The 15,856-nt window shown below is 61.4% G+C and carries 13 protein-coding genes and 2 pseudogenes; 11 read left to right on the top strand and 4 right to left on the bottom strand.

Annotation, left to right across the window (positions count from 1 at the left end; translation table 11 throughout):
• Positions 1-25: 25 nt before the first annotated feature.
• From AC0L2H_RS16705 to AC0L2H_RS16675, 7 genes and pseudogenes are all read left to right on the top strand, one after another.
• Complete coding sequence (locus AC0L2H_RS16705) at positions 26-1,696, top strand: peptide ABC transporter substrate-binding protein (RefSeq protein WP_473591256.1); 1,671 nt, start codon at positions 26-28, stop codon at positions 1,694-1,696.
• A gap of 80 nt (positions 1,697-1,776) precedes the next feature.
• Positions 1,777-2,727, top strand: coding sequence for an ABC transporter permease (locus tag AC0L2H_RS16700; protein ID WP_473591255.1), 951 nt, complete (start codon positions 1,777-1,779; stop codon positions 2,725-2,727).
• 32 nt (positions 2,728-2,759) lie between these two features.
• Positions 2,760-3,638, top strand: coding sequence for an ABC transporter permease (locus AC0L2H_RS16695; RefSeq protein ID WP_473591254.1), 879 nt, complete (start codon positions 2,760-2,762; stop codon positions 3,636-3,638).
• A 115-nt stretch (positions 3,639-3,753) separates the two neighbouring features.
• Complete coding sequence (locus AC0L2H_RS16690) at positions 3,754-5,004, top strand: NAD(P)/FAD-dependent oxidoreductase (RefSeq protein WP_473591296.1); 1,251 nt, start codon at positions 3,754-3,756, stop codon at positions 5,002-5,004.
• Between the two features lie 20 nt (positions 5,005-5,024).
• A pseudogene (locus AC0L2H_RS16685) lies at positions 5,025-5,229 on the top strand (IS481 family transposase); the annotation flags it as partial.
• A 218-nt stretch (positions 5,230-5,447) separates the two neighbouring features.
• Positions 5,448-6,770: an NAD(P)/FAD-dependent oxidoreductase gene (locus AC0L2H_RS16680; protein ID WP_473591253.1), complete on the top strand. Its 1,323-nt coding sequence runs from the start codon at positions 5,448-5,450 to the stop codon at positions 6,768-6,770.
• On the top strand, positions 6,706-6,933 hold the full coding sequence (locus AC0L2H_RS16675) for a hypothetical protein (RefSeq protein WP_473591295.1): 228 nt from the start codon (positions 6,706-6,708) through the stop codon (positions 6,931-6,933). The genes AC0L2H_RS16680 and AC0L2H_RS16675 overlap by 65 nt, the downstream gene beginning before the upstream one ends.
• 308 nt (positions 6,934-7,241) lie before the next feature.
• On the opposite strand, the gene AC0L2H_RS16670 is transcribed toward AC0L2H_RS16675, so the two are convergent.
• Complete coding sequence (locus AC0L2H_RS16670) at positions 7,242-8,180, bottom strand: ornithine cyclodeaminase family protein (RefSeq protein WP_473591252.1); 939 nt, start codon at positions 8,178-8,180, stop codon at positions 7,242-7,244.
• A gap of 299 nt (positions 8,181-8,479) precedes the next feature.
• On the opposite strand from AC0L2H_RS16670, the gene AC0L2H_RS16665 reads away from it, so the two are divergent.
• From AC0L2H_RS16665 to AC0L2H_RS16655, 3 genes are all read left to right on the top strand, one after another.
• Positions 8,480-9,343 (top strand): GNAT family N-acetyltransferase, encoded by an 864-nt coding sequence (locus AC0L2H_RS16665; protein ID WP_473591251.1) that lies wholly within the window; start codon positions 8,480-8,482, stop codon positions 9,341-9,343.
• Positions 9,344-9,354: 11 nt separating this feature from the next.
• Positions 9,355-10,533, top strand: a complete 1,179-nt coding sequence (locus AC0L2H_RS16660; RefSeq protein ID WP_473591250.1) for an alanine racemase — start codon at positions 9,355-9,357, stop codon at positions 10,531-10,533.
• 167 nt (positions 10,534-10,700) lie between these two features.
• Positions 10,701-12,155 carry an aldehyde dehydrogenase family protein gene (locus tag AC0L2H_RS16655; RefSeq protein ID WP_473591249.1) on the top strand — a complete coding sequence of 485 codons (1,455 nt, stop codon included), beginning with the start codon at positions 10,701-10,703 and terminating at the stop codon, positions 12,153-12,155.
• Between the two features lie 384 nt (positions 12,156-12,539).
• Here the strand turns inward: AC0L2H_RS16655 and AC0L2H_RS16650 are convergent.
• A pseudogene (locus AC0L2H_RS16650) lies at positions 12,540-12,734 on the bottom strand (hypothetical protein); the annotation flags it as partial.
• A 234-nt stretch (positions 12,735-12,968) separates the two neighbouring features.
• Between AC0L2H_RS16650 and AC0L2H_RS16645 the strand changes: the two are divergent.
• Positions 12,969-13,712, top strand: coding sequence for a FadR/GntR family transcriptional regulator (locus tag AC0L2H_RS16645; RefSeq protein ID WP_473591248.1), 744 nt, complete (start codon positions 12,969-12,971; stop codon positions 13,710-13,712).
• A gap of 130 nt (positions 13,713-13,842) precedes the next feature.
• On the opposite strand, the gene AC0L2H_RS16640 is transcribed toward AC0L2H_RS16645, so the two are convergent.
• Both AC0L2H_RS16640 and AC0L2H_RS16635 read right to left on the bottom strand, forming a co-directional pair.
• Positions 13,843-14,586, bottom strand: coding sequence for an SDR family NAD(P)-dependent oxidoreductase (locus AC0L2H_RS16640; protein WP_473591247.1), 744 nt, complete (start codon positions 14,584-14,586; stop codon positions 13,843-13,845).
• Complete coding sequence (locus AC0L2H_RS16635) at positions 14,583-15,854, bottom strand: D-amino acid dehydrogenase (RefSeq protein ID WP_473591246.1); 1,272 nt, start codon at positions 15,852-15,854, stop codon at positions 14,583-14,585. The genes AC0L2H_RS16640 and AC0L2H_RS16635 overlap by 4 nt, the downstream gene beginning before the upstream one ends.
• Positions 15,855-15,856 lie beyond the last annotated feature (2 nt).

Genomic DNA, 15,856 nt, shown 5'->3' with positions numbered 1-15,856 from the left:
AGAATAACAAGAGAGAGGAACTACCATGACCAAAGATTCAACGACTACCTCCAACTATTCGAGACGCCAGGCGCTGCGACTGATGGGGTTAGGTGGGGCCGCCGGCCTCATCGCGCCCAATCTGCTCGGCAAGCCCGCCTTCGCGAAGAGCCCCGCTGCGGGTCCGGCCGGTCGCGTCGTCGTCGGCCTTTCACAAGAGCCGACCGTGTTCAATCCGTTGATGGCGCATATCGAAGTCGATGACGCGGTCCATTTCTCTGTTTTTGATGCGTTGGTCAGAATGGACGCAAAAGGCGTTCTCCAGCCGAATCTCGCAGCCGAGGTGCCAAGCCAGAAGAACGGCGGCATTTCGCAGGACGGCCTCAACTGGCGCATCCGGTTGCGCGACAATGTCCGCTGGCACGACGGCGAGCCCTTCACGGCCGAGGACGTGAAATTCACCCTTGAGCTCATCACGAACCCCAAATTTCGCGCTTGGCGGACGAGCGGTCACTCGCTCGTCCAAGATATCAAAGTCGTTTCGCCTACCGAGATCACCTGGCGCATGAAGGAGGCTTTTTCGCCCTATCTGTCGTTCCTGGCCGAAACCTTCATGGTGCCCAAGCACATTCTGGGGAAAGAGGCCGATCCGAATACAGCGGCGTTCAACCAGGCGCCGATCGGCACCGGCGCTTTCAAGTGGAGCCAGCGGGTAGCGGGCGACCACATCGAGCTCGCCGCCAACCCGGAGTATGCCGGCGAGGGCCCCTATGTCGAGCAGCTCATCTTCAAATACATTCCCGACATGACGGTGCTCTATACGCAGTTCAAGAGCGGCGACGTCGACCTGGTCGATCAATCCTACATTACGGCCGACCATTATGCTGAAGCCCGCGAATTGCCAGACCGCGTGGTGACATTGGAGACCGGCGCATCCGTGGAGTCGATCTACCTCAATCTGGGCCGCCCGCAGTTCAAGGATCTAGCAGTGCGCCAGGCGCTCTACACCGCGATGGACAGGAAAGCGATTGTCGACACGATCTATTACGGCGTCGGCACACTCACTGAGACCTTCATGCCGCAGGAGTCCTTCTACTACAATCCGAACCTGCCCGTGCAGGAGTTCAATCTGGACCGTGCGCGCCAGATTCTTGATGAGGCCGGCTGGGCGCCGGGGCCGGATGGAATCCGCGCCAAGGATGGAGTGCGACTGGCCTTCTCCAACTCGACAACTTCAGGCAACAACCTGCGCGAGCAGACGCAGCAGTTCCTGCAGCAGACGTTTGCCGAGATCGGCGTCGAGATGACGATCTCGAACTTGCCGGCTGCAGTCATGTGGGGCGAATTCTGGCTGAAGTCGCAGTTCGACACAGCTATGGTGGGCGTTACCTATCTGATTGCCGCTGACCCAGACGCCACAAACCGCCTGCACACGAAGGCAATCGCCGCCCAGGGCGGACGCGGTTCGAACACCGGGCAATACTCCAACCCCGAGGTCGATGCCCTGCTCGAAAAGGGTACTCGCAGCTTCGATCCGGAAGAGCGGCGCGGGATCTACAATCGCGTGCAGGAAGTGGTGCGCCATGATCTGCCCTTCCTGCCGCTGTTAGCGATCACAAACGTGCTCGGACGCAAGGCAGGGTTGGACGGTTTCAAGCCCAATGCCAACACGCGCACCGCGTCGTGGCATGCCGCAGACTGGCGCTGGAAGGCCTGATCCATCCTATTGCCGTCGCCGGATTTCATCCTGGCGGCGGCAACAAACAAAAATCGCCAACCCACAACGGAGGACTCAGAATGCGCGGCTTCCTGCTCAATCGCCTCTCGCAGAGCCTGGTGCTGCTGGTGATCGTTTCGATCATCGGCTTCGGCATTCTGAACCTTCTCCCGGGCGGCCCGCTGGCGCAATTCGGGCTCGATCCCGGAATGACCCAGCAGGATATCGAGCGGCTCAAGGGGCTGCTGGGCCTTGATCGCCCTATATGGGTCCAATATCTGGACTGGGCATGGCGGCTGCTGCAGGGCGACTGGGGTCATTCCTTCCGCGACGGCGCGCCGGTGTTGGAGGTGATCGGCAGGCATCTGTTCGCCACGCTGCTGCTGATGGGATCCTCAACCGTGATTGCGATCTCCATTGGCGCCTGGATTGGAATCCGGGGCGCCACACGCCGCTATTCGCTATTCGACTATCTAGCGACTGTCGGTGCCATGATCGCTTTGTCGGTCCCTACCTTCTGGTTCGGCCTCGTCGGCATCTACATCTTTTCCCTGAAGCTGGGCTGGCTGCCGGCGGGCAATATGTCCGAGATCGGCGACACCTCGATCCTGGGCTACCTCCACCATCTGATCCTGCCAAGCATCGTGCTGTCGCTGGTCCATGTAGCGATCTGGAGCCGCTACATGCGGACGGCGACCCTCGATGCCATCAGCCAGGACTTCGTCAAGACGGCTCGGGCCAAGGGCTTGAGTGAGCGCCGGATTCTGATGAAGCATGTCGTCGGCAATGCGCTTTTGCCGATGATTACCTTGGCCGGGATGCAGCTTCCCAGCGTCCTGACCGGTGCGCTGGTGACCGAAACTGTCTTTACCTGGCCAGGAATGGGACGTTTGTTCCTCGATAGCCTTGGTTACAGCGACTATCCGGTTGTGATGGGGCTGCTGATGTTCTCCGCTATCCTCGTTCTGCTTGGAAACCTGATCGCCGACATTGTCGTCGCTATCGTCGATCCACGCATTCGTTTGGCTTGAGCGCGCAACTTCCCCGACAGGAGACAGCCAACATGACCGCTCTCACCGCAAATGCAGCGCCAAGCCGATGGACAAACAACCGCGCGGCACTTCGTTTCATGCGCCATCGCCTGGCGCTGCTCGGCTTGGCGATGATCATCCTCCTCAGCCTCGCTTGCGTCGTCGGCCCCCATCTCCTGCCCTATGACTCATTGTATATCGATCTGCGGGCCCGCTTTGCTCCCCCGCTCACGGGCCACCATTTCCTGGGCACTGATCCGCTCGGTCGCGACCTGGCGGCAAGGCTCTTGATGGCGGGACGAATCTCGTTGCTTGTGGGCTTCTTCGCCATGCTGTTGTCGACGCTGATCGGCACGCTCGTTGGAGTAATTGCTGGATACCGCGGCGGCTGGATAGGAGCCTCGCTGATGCGCATGGTAGACGGCTTTCTGGCCTTCCCGTCCATCTTCCTTGTTCTGGCCCTTGCCGCAGCCCTGAAGCCCAGCCCGATAATGATCACCGTCGTCATCGCTGCGACCAGCTGGATGGAAGTAGCCCGAATTGTAGAGGCCGAGGTCCGCTCGCTTCGCGAGCGCGAATTCGTCCAGGCCGGGCGAATGCTGGGACTGACCGGCACCCATATCATGTTCCGCGAGATACTGCCCAACGCCATCGGGCCAATCATCGTTGCTTCCACTTTGACCGTCGCGCGCGCCATTCTCATGGAAGCCTACATCAGCTTCCTCGGCTACGGGATCCAGCCGCCACTGCCCAGCTGGGGCAACATGCTCAATGGCGCCCAGCAATATCTGGGCAGCGCACCTTGGCTGGCGATCATCCCCGGAGCTGCCATCACCATCGCGGTGACCAGTTTCAATTTCATCGGCGACGGACTGCGTGACGCTCTGGATGTGCGAGATGACCATATCTGAATACCGCGACCCGTCACATCCCTAAACCCTGGAACGTCAAGAAGAAGTCAGTCACGTGCAAGAGCCCAAAGTCGCCGAAAAGAACACGCCCTACTGGTGGGAAGCGGCGCCCGTCATGCCGCTGCCGCCGCGGCCCGTTGCAAAGACACTTGACGTGGCAATTGTCGGCGCCGGTTATGCCGGGCTTTCGGCCGGGCTGGTGCTGGCGCGCGAGGGACGCTCGGTCGCCGCTTTCGATGCCATGAATCCGGGCGAGGGTGCTTCCACGCGCAACGGCGGGATTACGAGCGGGAGCATACGGCCCGACCATGCCACGATCGCCCGGCGCTTCGGTGAACAGAAGGCCATGGCGATCGAAGCCGAGGGCAAGATCGCGCGCGAATTCCTCTATGACTTCATCAGGGCCGAAGGGCTCGACTGCGACTTCCGGCTGGTTGGCCAGTTCAAAGGCGCTTTCGGGTATCAACAGTATGGGAAAATGGCGCGCGGCGCCGAGACACTGGCGAAGAAACTGCGGATCGAGTCTTACGCCGTTCCGCATGCCGAGCAGCGCAATTATATCGGCACCGATTTCTACCGCGGCGGGACCGTCCGGAGGGACATTGGCGGGCTACACCCGGCCAAATTCCATGCTGAACTTCTGCGGGTCGCGCTCGCATCCGGGTTGACGGTCCATTCGAATACGGTGGTCAAGTCGATCGAGAGGAATGGTTCGGGGTTCCGCGTCGTGACTTCCGCAGGGACGGTGGATGCACGGCAGGTTCTGGTCTGTACCAATGGATATACCGACGGCGCCGCCCCCTTTCTGCGTCGACGGCTGGTCCCGGTCCGCAGCCGGATCATCGTCACCGAGGAACTTGCGCCCGACGTCATGGCGCGACTGATGCCGAAGCTGATGACGATCACCGAAAACCGGCAGCTCGGTTTCTATTATCGTCCCTCGCCTGACGGAAAACGCATTCTGCTGGGAGGCCGCGACAGTTCTCGCGTCGGCGATCCGGCGGCGCCGCAACTTCTCCTACGCAAGGGCCTGGTGAACCTCTTCCCGGAGTTGGAGAACGTGCGCCTTTCGCATTGCTGGTTCGGCAACGTGGCGATGAACCGCGACATGCTGCCCCGCATCTTCGAGAAGGATGGTGTGGTCTATGCCACCGGCTTCTGTGGTTCGGGTGTGGTGTGGGCACCGTGGGTCGGTATGCGTGCGGCCCACAAGCTGATGGGGCATGGCGAGCAGGCGCGCACCGCATTCGACTTTCGACCGCCTTCCGCCATTCCGCTCTATCGCGGCAATCCGTGGTTCATGCCGGCGGTTATCCAGGGCTATCGGTTGCAGGACCGTATCGCGTTCTGGCGCGCCAGCCGCTGACGGGCAAAGGCGACGGGGCGCATGTCTTCGAATATGCCTGCGCCACGACGACATCGAGCACCGTACGATTAAGGCCAAGCATCATTGGACCAATGGACAGGTCGAGAAGATGTACCGCACGATCAAGGACGCCACGGTCAACGCTTCTGCTACGAGAGCCACGATCAGCTCGGGTAACAGCTCCGACTTAGTTGCCGCCTACAATTCGCACGCAGGCTCAAGACCTCAAGCGCGATCCAACGGACTCGCGAGCAGGTTACGCCGCCCTGCGCCGAACTGGAACTCGGTCGGGCTTGAGCAGTTCGTATCGATCAGGGGATCAAAAACCCGTACATCTGGCGAGGTCCTAGATCATTTCGGCACATTCTTTCGAGCGCACGATGCGATGAAGGGTTGATCGGAACTTTGCTTCCGCATTCTTGGCAGCCGAGGTTGGTTGGAACATGTCGCCCCGAGTCGAACGCATTCACAGCGATGAGCGTCTCCCGGCCGAAGTCGACGTCGTCATCGTCGGCGGCGGCATCCTCGGTTCTACGGCCGCCTATTTCCTGGCGAAGCGTGGCCTCTCAGTGGCTCTGCTCGAGAAGGGCCACGTCGCCTGTGAACAATCGAGCCGAAACTGGGGTTGGTGCCGCCAGCAGAACCGCGACCGGCGCGAACTGCCGCTCTCGGTGATCTCCATGCGACTGTGGGACGAGCTGACGCGCGATATCAATCGGGACCTTGGATTTCGACGCTGCGGTCTCGTCTATGCGACTCACGACGAGGCTGTGCTCGCCGGCTGGGAAAGGTGGCGGGAGGTCGCCAGGGAGTACGAGGTCGACACCCGCATGCTGAGCCGGGCGGAGGTGGCCGATCGCGTCCCCGAAGCGCGCGACAAATGGGTCGGCGGGACCTATTCGGACCGGGATGGTAAGGCCGAACCTGCGCTCGCCGCGCCGGCTATCGCCGATGGGGCCAGAGCTCTGGGCGCCACCATCCATCAGGAATGCGCCGCGCGGGCGCTCGACTTGGCCAATGGCAAGATTGCGGGCGTGCACACGGAGAAGGGCTACATCAGAACCAGCGCGGTGCTGTGCGCCGCCGGCGCCTGGTCCTCGCGCTTCCTTAGGCCGCTCGGGATCAGTTTCCCCCAAGCGAGCATCCGGCAGACCGCGCTGCGTTCCACCCCGACAATCAACATAGGCGAGGCGGTCTCCACACCCTACTGCACCATCACGCGCCGACTGGACGGCAGCTATACGCTTGCGATCAGCGGCAAGGCGAACCTCGAAATCACGCCCCAGGCTATCCGGTATAGCCGGGAATTCATGCCGCAATTCTTGCGTCGCTTAAAGAACGTCAGGCTCGGCATCGGCCGATCGTTTCTTTCGGGGCCGGACTCAATGCCGGCGCTGCTGACCAGCGACGATCGGATCTTCGAACAGAACCGCGTGCTGGATCCTCCACCCTTAAAATGGCTGGTAAGCCAAGTGGTGGAGAGTGTCCGGAAAACCTTCCCTCAACTCGGCGATATAGAGATCGATAGTGCCTGGGGCGGCTTCGTGGATTGCACGCCGGACGCAGTGCCTGTGGTGTCGCAGGTAGACGGGGTGAAAGGTCTCGTCCTCGCGGCGGGCTGCTCGGGTCACGGCTTCGGTTTGGGCCCGGGGCTTGGTCATCTGGCCGCAGAGCTTGTCGTAAACGACACGCCTTGCATCGATCCTACACCGTTTCGCCTGTCGCGTCTGGTCGACGGCTCGAAGCTGGACATCGCCGCTATCTGAAGATCAGCCGGAGACCATCAGGGAGGCTTTGGGCCGCGAGCCAAGTCGTCCAAAACGGTTCGATGGAATAGAAGACTTGCCGAGACGATTTAAGGTCCTTCCCGCCGATATGCACATCGTAAAGACCTACATCGCCGAAATCGTGCCGGGTACGGCCTGCTGAAGAATTGCTTGAGCAATCGGAGGCCGTTATTTGTTCGGGCAAGGTGGTGATGGACTGGTAGGCGGCGGTCGGGACTAGCCTCAAGTGCGCGATCTACGGCACGAACGTTCATGGCAGAATTCCGATGGCGAGGATGACGCTGGTTTCTCACTCAGGACTATCGAATCTGGGACTTGGTTGCCATGTGGTCGTTGGCGGTGGACCGGAGTCTTGAGCTCATGCGGTGCCATGAAGCACGGCTCGGTTGTAAAGGTCTTTATTGCAGTGGAAAAATCCTTCGGGGCTGAGACCTGTGGGTGCGAAGCCGGTCAGTGGTGGGACGCTTTCGCGCGGATCAGCGCGTTGGCCATGTAGAGATCCTGGAGAGAGATACCGGAACTGTCGAAGACAGTGATTTCATTGTCGAAGCGGCGTCCGCGGGCACGCTTTTCAATGACATCGCCGATTGGCGTTGCCGCAAGCAGGCCGGCGTCGATCTCGTCGCGCACATGTTGGAACTCGCCGATCTGGATGGACTGGGAAATCAGATCACAAAACAGACGTGCCCTGGTAAACAATTCGCTCGGTAATTCGCGCTTGCCCGGAGCATCTGATCCCATGCTGACGACATGAGTTCCGGGTCCCACCCAAGCGGCATCGAACAGCGGTTCGCGGGAAGGTGTTGCCGTCACCACGATGTCGGCCGCGCGCACGGCTTCTTCGGGCAGGGCGGCAAGCGCCTCCAGGCCCATTGTCCCGATCCGATCGATAAGAGCGTCGCGCCGCTGTGAAGGCCGGGCGACGACCAGCACGGTTTCGATTGGGCGAATGCGTGCCAGCGCCTGCACTTCGAAGCCCGCCTGGTTGCCGGCGCCGAATATCGCAAGAACCTTGGCTTGCCTGCGCGCAAGGAAATCGGCCGCAACCGCATCGGCGGCAGCCGTCCTGTAGGCGTTGACCTTCCCGGCCTCGATAACGGCGCGGAGCCGACCTGTATGCCGATCGAGCAGCACGATGGTGGAGTTGTGGCGCGGAAGGCCACGTGCCGGGTTGCCTGACCAAAAGGAGCCGATTTTCACTCCGGTCAGGTCGTCCGACGACCCGGATTTGATGGAGAAGGTATTGCTCGCCTCCTGTGTGCGCCCGAGAACAGCGGGAAAGACCCAGCTCTGCCCCGATGCTGCTGCCACGAGCGCCTCCCGCGCCGCCTCGAAGGCAAGTTCATGCGTGACAAGGGCGGCCGACTCTTCTTCGCTGATGTAGATCATCCAGAATTCCTCGTGAGCATCAGGCGTTTCATCGCTGGGGAGTATTGCGGCCATCTCGTTGCAGAGCTGAGATCACACCTGAAAAGGTGCAGATGTCCACCGATCGCGGGGCAACCACGACGGAGCGATTCAAGGTCCAGATATTCCTCGCCTGATTTGCGCGGTTTGGGATGCCGAGGAACTGCTCAAAAAGGAATAATCCCGCTGAATTGAAAGGGCAAAACAGCAGCGAAATCTGTCCGCCGGACGCCACTCTAAGGTGCGACTTCAATCCTGGATAAAATGACAGCGTTGCACTTATGGCCATTGAGCATGACACAGACATCGTCAGAAACCCGATGGAGCTGATGAAATTGGAAGCCCGCCATTTGCCGGGTGCGCTGAAGCTGTCGCAGGAGATGGGCTGGCCCTATCGCCTGGAAGATTGGGAATTTGCCGCAATGGTCGGAAATGGTCTGGTCCTGGAGCGGGCAGGACAGGTGATCGGCACGGCCATGTCCTGGAGCTACGGACCGACCTATGCTTCCGCCGGAATGATCATCGTCACGGGCGCCGCGCAAGGCGGTGGCAACGGCTCGCGGCTCTTTGATGGATTGCTTGCGACTACACACGGACGCCACCTGCTGCTCAATTCGACTGATGAGGGGCTCGCGCTCTATAAGCGACGCGGCTTTGCGGCCTGGGGCACTGTACTTCAGCACCATGGCCCGCTGACTGTTGCCGTAACGCAGACGACCCCTGACATCCGTCAAGCGACGGCCTTAGACCTCGCGGCCATCCAGGCCTTCGACGAACGGGCCACGGGCATGCCCCGGTCGGCGATGGTGGCTGCGCTCGCCGATGCGGGCAAGGTCCTCGTTATCGAGCGCGGGGAGCGGGTTGCCGGCTACGCCATCGCCAGGAAGTTCGGGCGCGGCTATGTCGTCGGTCCTTGTGCGGCCGAAAGCGTCGAGGATGCGCGGCTTCTGATCCTGGCGCAGCTTTCGAAGCTTCACGATCAATTCGTTCGCATTGACGTCTATGCCGAAGATGGATTGGGCGACTGGCTTGCGAGCCTCGGACTCAAGCGAGCCGGCAGTGCCACCGCAATGGTCAAAGGGCAACGGCCCGTCTCCGACGGCCCGGCACATATGTATGCGTTGGCAAACCAGTCGTTCCTTTAGGAAGCAAGATCATGAACACTACCGTGGCAAATCTATCAGGGAGCGCGACGGCGAAGAGTATCGCCGCCCTTGTGACGCCGACCCTGCTGCTGGACCGCGGACGGCTCGGACGCAACATTCAGCGCCTGGCAGCGCGTGCCAAGAAGCTTGGCGTGGTGCTGCGCCCGCATATGAAGACGGCCAAAAGCATCGACGTCGCCCGGAACGCGTTCCCTCGCGAACTCGGTCCGATCACGGTCTCGACGATCGCCGAGGCGGAGTATTTCGCGCACCACGGCTTTCGCGACATCGCCTATGCGGTCGGCCTCTCGCCGGCTTCGGCAAGGCGGGCCATGGAGCTTTGTCGCCGCAGCGGCGCCGATGTGAAGCTGTTGCTTGATTCCGTGGACCAGGCCGACGCCCTGGCCGGGGTGCGCGAAGCCACCGGCGTGACGCCATCGGTCTTCATCGAACTGGACTGCGATGACCATCGCGGCGGCTTGAAGCCGGACGATCCCAGGCTGCTCGAGGTAGCCAACAGGGTTGTCGCAGCGGAGGCCAACCTCGCCGGCGTCCTCGCGCATGCTGGCGAGTCCTATAGCTTGAGTGCGCCTGACGCGCTGATGAAGGCGGCGGAAAACGAGCGTTCGGCCACCGTGCGCGCCGCTGAAATCCTGCGCGCCCATGGCCATGGCTGCCCTGTCGTCAGCGTCGGCTCGACGCCGACAGCGCATTTCGCCCAAACTCTCGAGGGTGTCACGGAGCTGCGCGCCGGCGTCTACATGTTCTTCGATCTCGTCCAGCACGGGGTTGGGGTCTGCGGCCGCGACGATATCGCGATTTCCGTATTAGCCACCGTTATCGGCTCCAAGCCGGAAAAGGGGTGGGTGCTGATTGACGCGGGTTGGATGGCGCTTTCGCGCGACCGGGGAACCGCAAGCCAACAGGTCGACCAGGGTTACGGCATGGTCTGCGACGAGAAGGGGCGCGTGCTTGAAGATGTGATCGTGGTCCAGACCAGCCAGGAACACGGTATCCTCGCCATTCGTGCCGGTTCTGGCAAGTCCATGCCCGACTTGCCGCTCGGGTCTCGGGTCCGGATTCTGCCCAACCATGCGTGTGCGATGGCCGCCCAGCATGATTTCTACAGCGTCGTCAACGGGGACAGCCCCGAGATTGAAGGGCGTTGGGAGCGAATGCGCGGCTGGTAGGCGCTCGCAACTGCCTCGGATATCGCCCCAATCAAATCGGCACTGGCGGTAAAAGAAAATGATCAATCCTGGGAAGGATTTCGACTGGCTGGCGATTCCCGGCGATTTCGGGCGTCCACGGTTCCTGCCGGTTCTGGTGCCTGTTACCGTATGAAGGATCTTTTCGCGTGATCACGCCCCTCGAACATCTGTCGCGCAACGGCCATCTCGATAAGTTTTTTATCGATGGCCAATGGGTTGAGCCGAGCGGCACCACGACGAGTGTTGTCGTCAATCCGGCGACGGAAGAGGCTGTGAGCCAGTTTCCGCTTGGCAATGGAGAGGACGTGGACGCAGCCGTTTCAGCAGCTCGCAGGGCACTCGCCGCCTGGAGCCGGACCACGCCCGAATATCGTGCCGGTCTGCTCGAGCGCCTGCAGGCGCTGCTCGATGCGCGCGGTGAACTTTTTGCGCAATGTCTCACCCTCGAAATGGGTGCGGCGATCAGCTATGCGCGCAGCGCGCAGGTGCCGCTGGCGATCGCCCATGTCAAGGTCGCTCGCGATGTGGTGACGGCCTTTCCCTTCGTCAAGCAGCGGGGGCAAACCGCCGTCACGCACGAACCGATCGGTGTCTGCGCACTGATTACGCCGTGGAACTGGCCGCTTTATCAGATCACCGCCAAGGTCTCGCCGGCGCTCGCGGCGGGCTGCACGGTCGTGCTGAAGCCGAGCGAGCTTTCTCCCCTGGACGCCCTGCTGTTCGCCGAGGCGATCGAGGAAGCCGGCTTCCCGGCCGGGGTATTCAACCTCGTGCAAGGTGATGGTCCGTGCGTGGGTGCTGGTCTCGCATCCCATCCGGATGTCGATATGATCTCCATTACCGGGTCCACCCGGGCGGGCATTGCGGTGGCGCAGGCGGCAGCGCCGACGGTCAAGCGTGTCGCGCAGGAACTCGGCGGCAAGTCGCCCAACGTGATCCTGCCGGACGCCGATCTCGACCGCGCCGTTTCTCTGGGCATAGCCGCCGCCTTCCGCAATCTCGGCCAGTCATGCAGCGCCCCGACGCGCATGATCGTGCCACGTCAGCGGCTCACCGAAATCGAGGAAATCGCCAAAGGGGCCGCTGCCCAGATCGTTGTTGGCGAGCCTCTTCGCGAAGCCTCAACTCATGGTGCAATCGCCAACCGTGCCCAATTCGATCGCATCCAAACCATGATCGGCGTCGGCATCTCGGAAGGCGCGAAACTCCTGACCGGCGGCAAGGGTCGACCCGGCGGTCTGAATGTCGGATTCTATGTAAAGCCGACCATCTTTTCGGACGTGCGCACGCATATGAGGATCGCGCAGGAAGAGATCTTCGGGCCGGTTCTCTGCATCATCCCCTACGACACAGTCGACGAGGCCGTCACCATTGCCAACGATACGGTGTACGGCCTGGGGGCCCATGTGCAGGGCGAGGACTTAGATGCCGTAAGGGACGTCGCGTCGCGGATCCGCTCTGGCCAGGTTCATCTCAACTACCCGGCCTGGGATCCACACGCCCCGTTTGGCGGTTTCAAGCAGTCCGGAAACGGGCGCGAATATGGCGTCGAGGGCATGCTGGAATATCTCGAGGTCAAATCCATCCTCGGCTATTTCTAGGCGACAACTTTGCCCGGCGCAGAGGCGCGCCGGCGGCGCCATTCATGCCAGTAGGCCGTCTTCAATGGGCATCCCCGCATTCAGGCACTATCTTCGCATTATTCCGTCGGCAGTGGTGTCGCTAAGAGCGATCCTGGCCCGAATTGCATTTGGCCTGAAGCGATTGCCCACGGCGCGTCAAGACAACCCGCCGGCCTCAAGGTGATTCGAGCGATTTGCTGCCGCGCATCTGATTGCCCGCGGTCGCGGGGCCGAGCCCCCCCGATCCCAGCCTGCTCGCGTCCGCGGTGGCTGTGGGCCGCGACGTCGAGGCCGAACACAGCGCGCTTGCACAAGCCGCGCTCGGCAGGGACGCTGAGAAGGCCTCCGCGCTCTGGCTCGGCACTACCTTATAACGATAGAGGATCTGGCTGGAGTTGTTTCGGCCAGATAGTGGATGTGCGGTCCCCCGTGGTACGGGCTCGTCTCGACGCGGGCCTCCACTCGGAACACGTCACGCAGCAAAGCCTCTGTAATTACCGATCCGGCCGCACCGCATGCGACGATGCGGCCTTCGTTCATCACCACCAACTGATCACAGGTTCCTCCCATTACGCGGAATCGCGATGTCCAGGGCGCGGTGACCCGCTCTCCCAAGAAGGCACACGAAACCTCTCTTTGCCGCCGGCATCACCGAGCAGCAAACCAGCGGCTTCGCTGTCTCCTAGCTTCATTAATAACCATGTCACTTAGTTGCCTGACAAGTAGAATCTGCTATCCTGAGCCAGAATTTGTTGTTTCGTTCCGACGCCGGCTTGCACGGGTCTGCCATCCATGGTCGGAAAGATTGATTTGGAGAATGCCATAGTGGTCGACGATAGGGTCAGACGTGCGCCATCCCTGGTGGACGTCGTCGCGGGTCGTATCCGCGAGGACATTACGTCAGGAATGTATGTCATCGGCGACAAGCTGCCGACCGAACGCGACCTATCGGAAAAGTACGGTGTGAGCCGGCCTATCGTGCGCGAGGCCATAGGCACTTTGAAACGCGACGGGATGGTGGCGACGCGCCAGGGTCTCGGCGCGTTTGTCATCGAAACCAAGGAAATTGCGTTCCGGTTGACCACCGTCGATTTGACGGATGCACTCGACATTCAAAATGTCATCGAGTTGCTGATGGCGGTGGAGTCAGCAGCCACGGCGTTGGCCGCCGAGCGGCGTTCAGCCGAGCAACTTGCCGCGATCGAGAAACAGCTCCATTCGATACAACAGGCCTTTGATGCCGGTGAAGCGGGAATCGAGGAAGATCTGGCCTTTCACCGCCAGATCGTCGATGCGTCTGGCAATCCGCATTTCCGCGAGATGTCCGATTTTCTCGAATCCCATGTCCGCAACTTCATTCGCAAGGCGCGCGCCAGTTCGCTGCGCAATGCTTTGCTGGCCGACGTCCAGCGCGAACATGTCGCTATCTTTCAGGCGATCGCGGACAGCAACCCGCAAGAGGCGCGACGGGCAGCGGAGGAGCATCTAAGCGGTGCCGCAAAACGACTAGCGCTGCACCTGAGCGTCGGCAACTAAGCGCAGGAGCGCGGCGTTCGCTCGGCCGTCAGCGCGTCGCCGACCTGTTGGTTCATCTATGGTCCTTGCGCACGAGTTACATATTCTTTCACTGATTATTACGCGTCGTCTTTGGAAACTATCCAGCCCACTACGCGACGTCGAGAACCTGCCCACCATCGATGGGTATGATTGCGCCTGTCACCCATGCTGCATCCTGGCCCAGCAGGATGCATATCCAGCGCGCGGCCTCGTCGGCCGAGCCGATCCTGCCCATGGGAACTTGAGCCCGCAGCCAGTCGTACGCCGCATTAAGGTCCTGCGCCCAGGTCTGATGGATCGGCGTATCAACTGGCCCGTATGCGATGGCATTGAAGCGCACGCCGCGACTGGCGAACTCGCCGGCATAGGAACGGGTTAGATATTCGACCGCCGCCTTGGTCATGCCATAGAGCGACTGCCCGGGCCTCACCAGGGTTCCCGATGACGAGGAGATGTTCACCACCGCGCCCTTGGCTGCAATGAGATGCGGAAGAGCGGCATGGGTGAGCAGCATGGGCGCCCTTACGTTCGTTGCCCAATGGTCATCGATCACGGGGAGCGTATAGTCCTCGAGCGGCATAGTACGTATCGTGGCGGCGTTATTGACCAACCCCGCAACGCCGCCGAACCGCTTCACCGCTTGATCAACAATGCGATCCGGAGCAAGCGGATCGGCAAGCTCCTCTGCGATACTCAGAGCCGCGCCGCCGGCGGCTTTGACCTCATCGGCAGTGGTCTTCAATCGATCGAGATTGCGCCCGACCAGCACGACGTTCCTGCCGGCAGCTCCAAGTTGCACCGCTGCCCGCGCACCAATGCCGGAGCTTGCGCCGGTGACGATGATCGAACTCATGCTGCAATCTCGGGTCGAAACCGTTTCACCGAATCGGCTTTCAAGCCGGCAGTGCCTCCACCTACCAGGTCGGCGAGTAGCCGACCCGACCCGGCAGCCAAGGTCCATCCGAGATGGCCGTGACCGGCATTGATCCACACTCCTGGTAGGGCTGATGGCCCAATAAGCGGCGTGCCTGCAGGCGTGACTGGCCGCAAACCCGCCCACACCCTCGCAACGGCGGAATCATAGTGGGTCCGGAGGGTGGGGAACGTGAAACAGGTGTTCTCAAGCACCGCGTCGGCCCTGGAAGAGGTCGGGACCGCGTCGTAGCCGGCGATCTCGGCCGAGCCTGACACGCGTAGCCGGTCGCCGACCGGCACGAAGCCGAACAGTTTGCTGTCGTCGATGACCGGTATCGACGGCGCGCTTGCCCAGTCTCCGCGCGGCATGGTGATCGAAATGCCTTTCACCGGATAGATCGGGACGCGAATGCCAAGCGCCCTGAAGAATGGCGCTGTCCAGGAACCGAGCGCCACCACGACCATGTCGGCTGGTATGAAACCCTGTGACGTCCGGATGCCAGCGAGCTTGCTACCCTCGCGCTTCAATCCTTCGACATGAGCATTGAAGCGGAATGCGACCCCTTTCTTCTGTAGCTCGGCTGCAAGTCCGGTGTTGAACTTGTTGCAGTCGACGACCTCGTCGCGCTCGAAATGCAGCGCGCCGACGAGCGTTGGGGCAGTGTCCTTGAGCGCAGGCTCCAACTCCAACGCGTGTGCGACGTCCACGCGCTGGTAGGATAGCCCGTGTTCCGAAAAGTGTCCGCAGCTCCAATCGGCGGCGTTCAGCGATGACGCATCTCGGAATATCTTCAGAACGCCCTTGGCCGAGCGGTCGCATTCGATGCCGGTTTCGACGATGATTTCCTGTACCGATTTCAAAGACAGTAGAGCCAGATCGAGATTGGCGAGCGCATTGGCGTGGAACTTCTCCTTGGTGCAATTGCGCGCGAATTGGAGCCCCCAGCGCCACATGCGCGGGATGGCGCCGTAGCGCAGCAAAAGCGGCGCATTTTCCTTGCCCAACCACGACACGATTTTCCGCGGCATACCAGGCTGCGACCACGGCTCCGCCTCGGATGCATGCAGCACGCAGCCATTTCCCCAACTGGTCTCCAAAGCAGGAGCCGGCTGGCGGTCGATGACTGTGACCTCGTGCCCTTGTTGCGCGAGATACCAGGCGCTGCAGGTACCGACGGCTCCGGCGCCCAGAACGGCGATCCTCATGC

Source organism: Mesorhizobium sp. WSM4871, from assembly GCF_055811295.1.
Note: the sequence above shows the minus strand (reverse complement) of the source record. Positions and strands in the feature narration are given on the sequence as shown.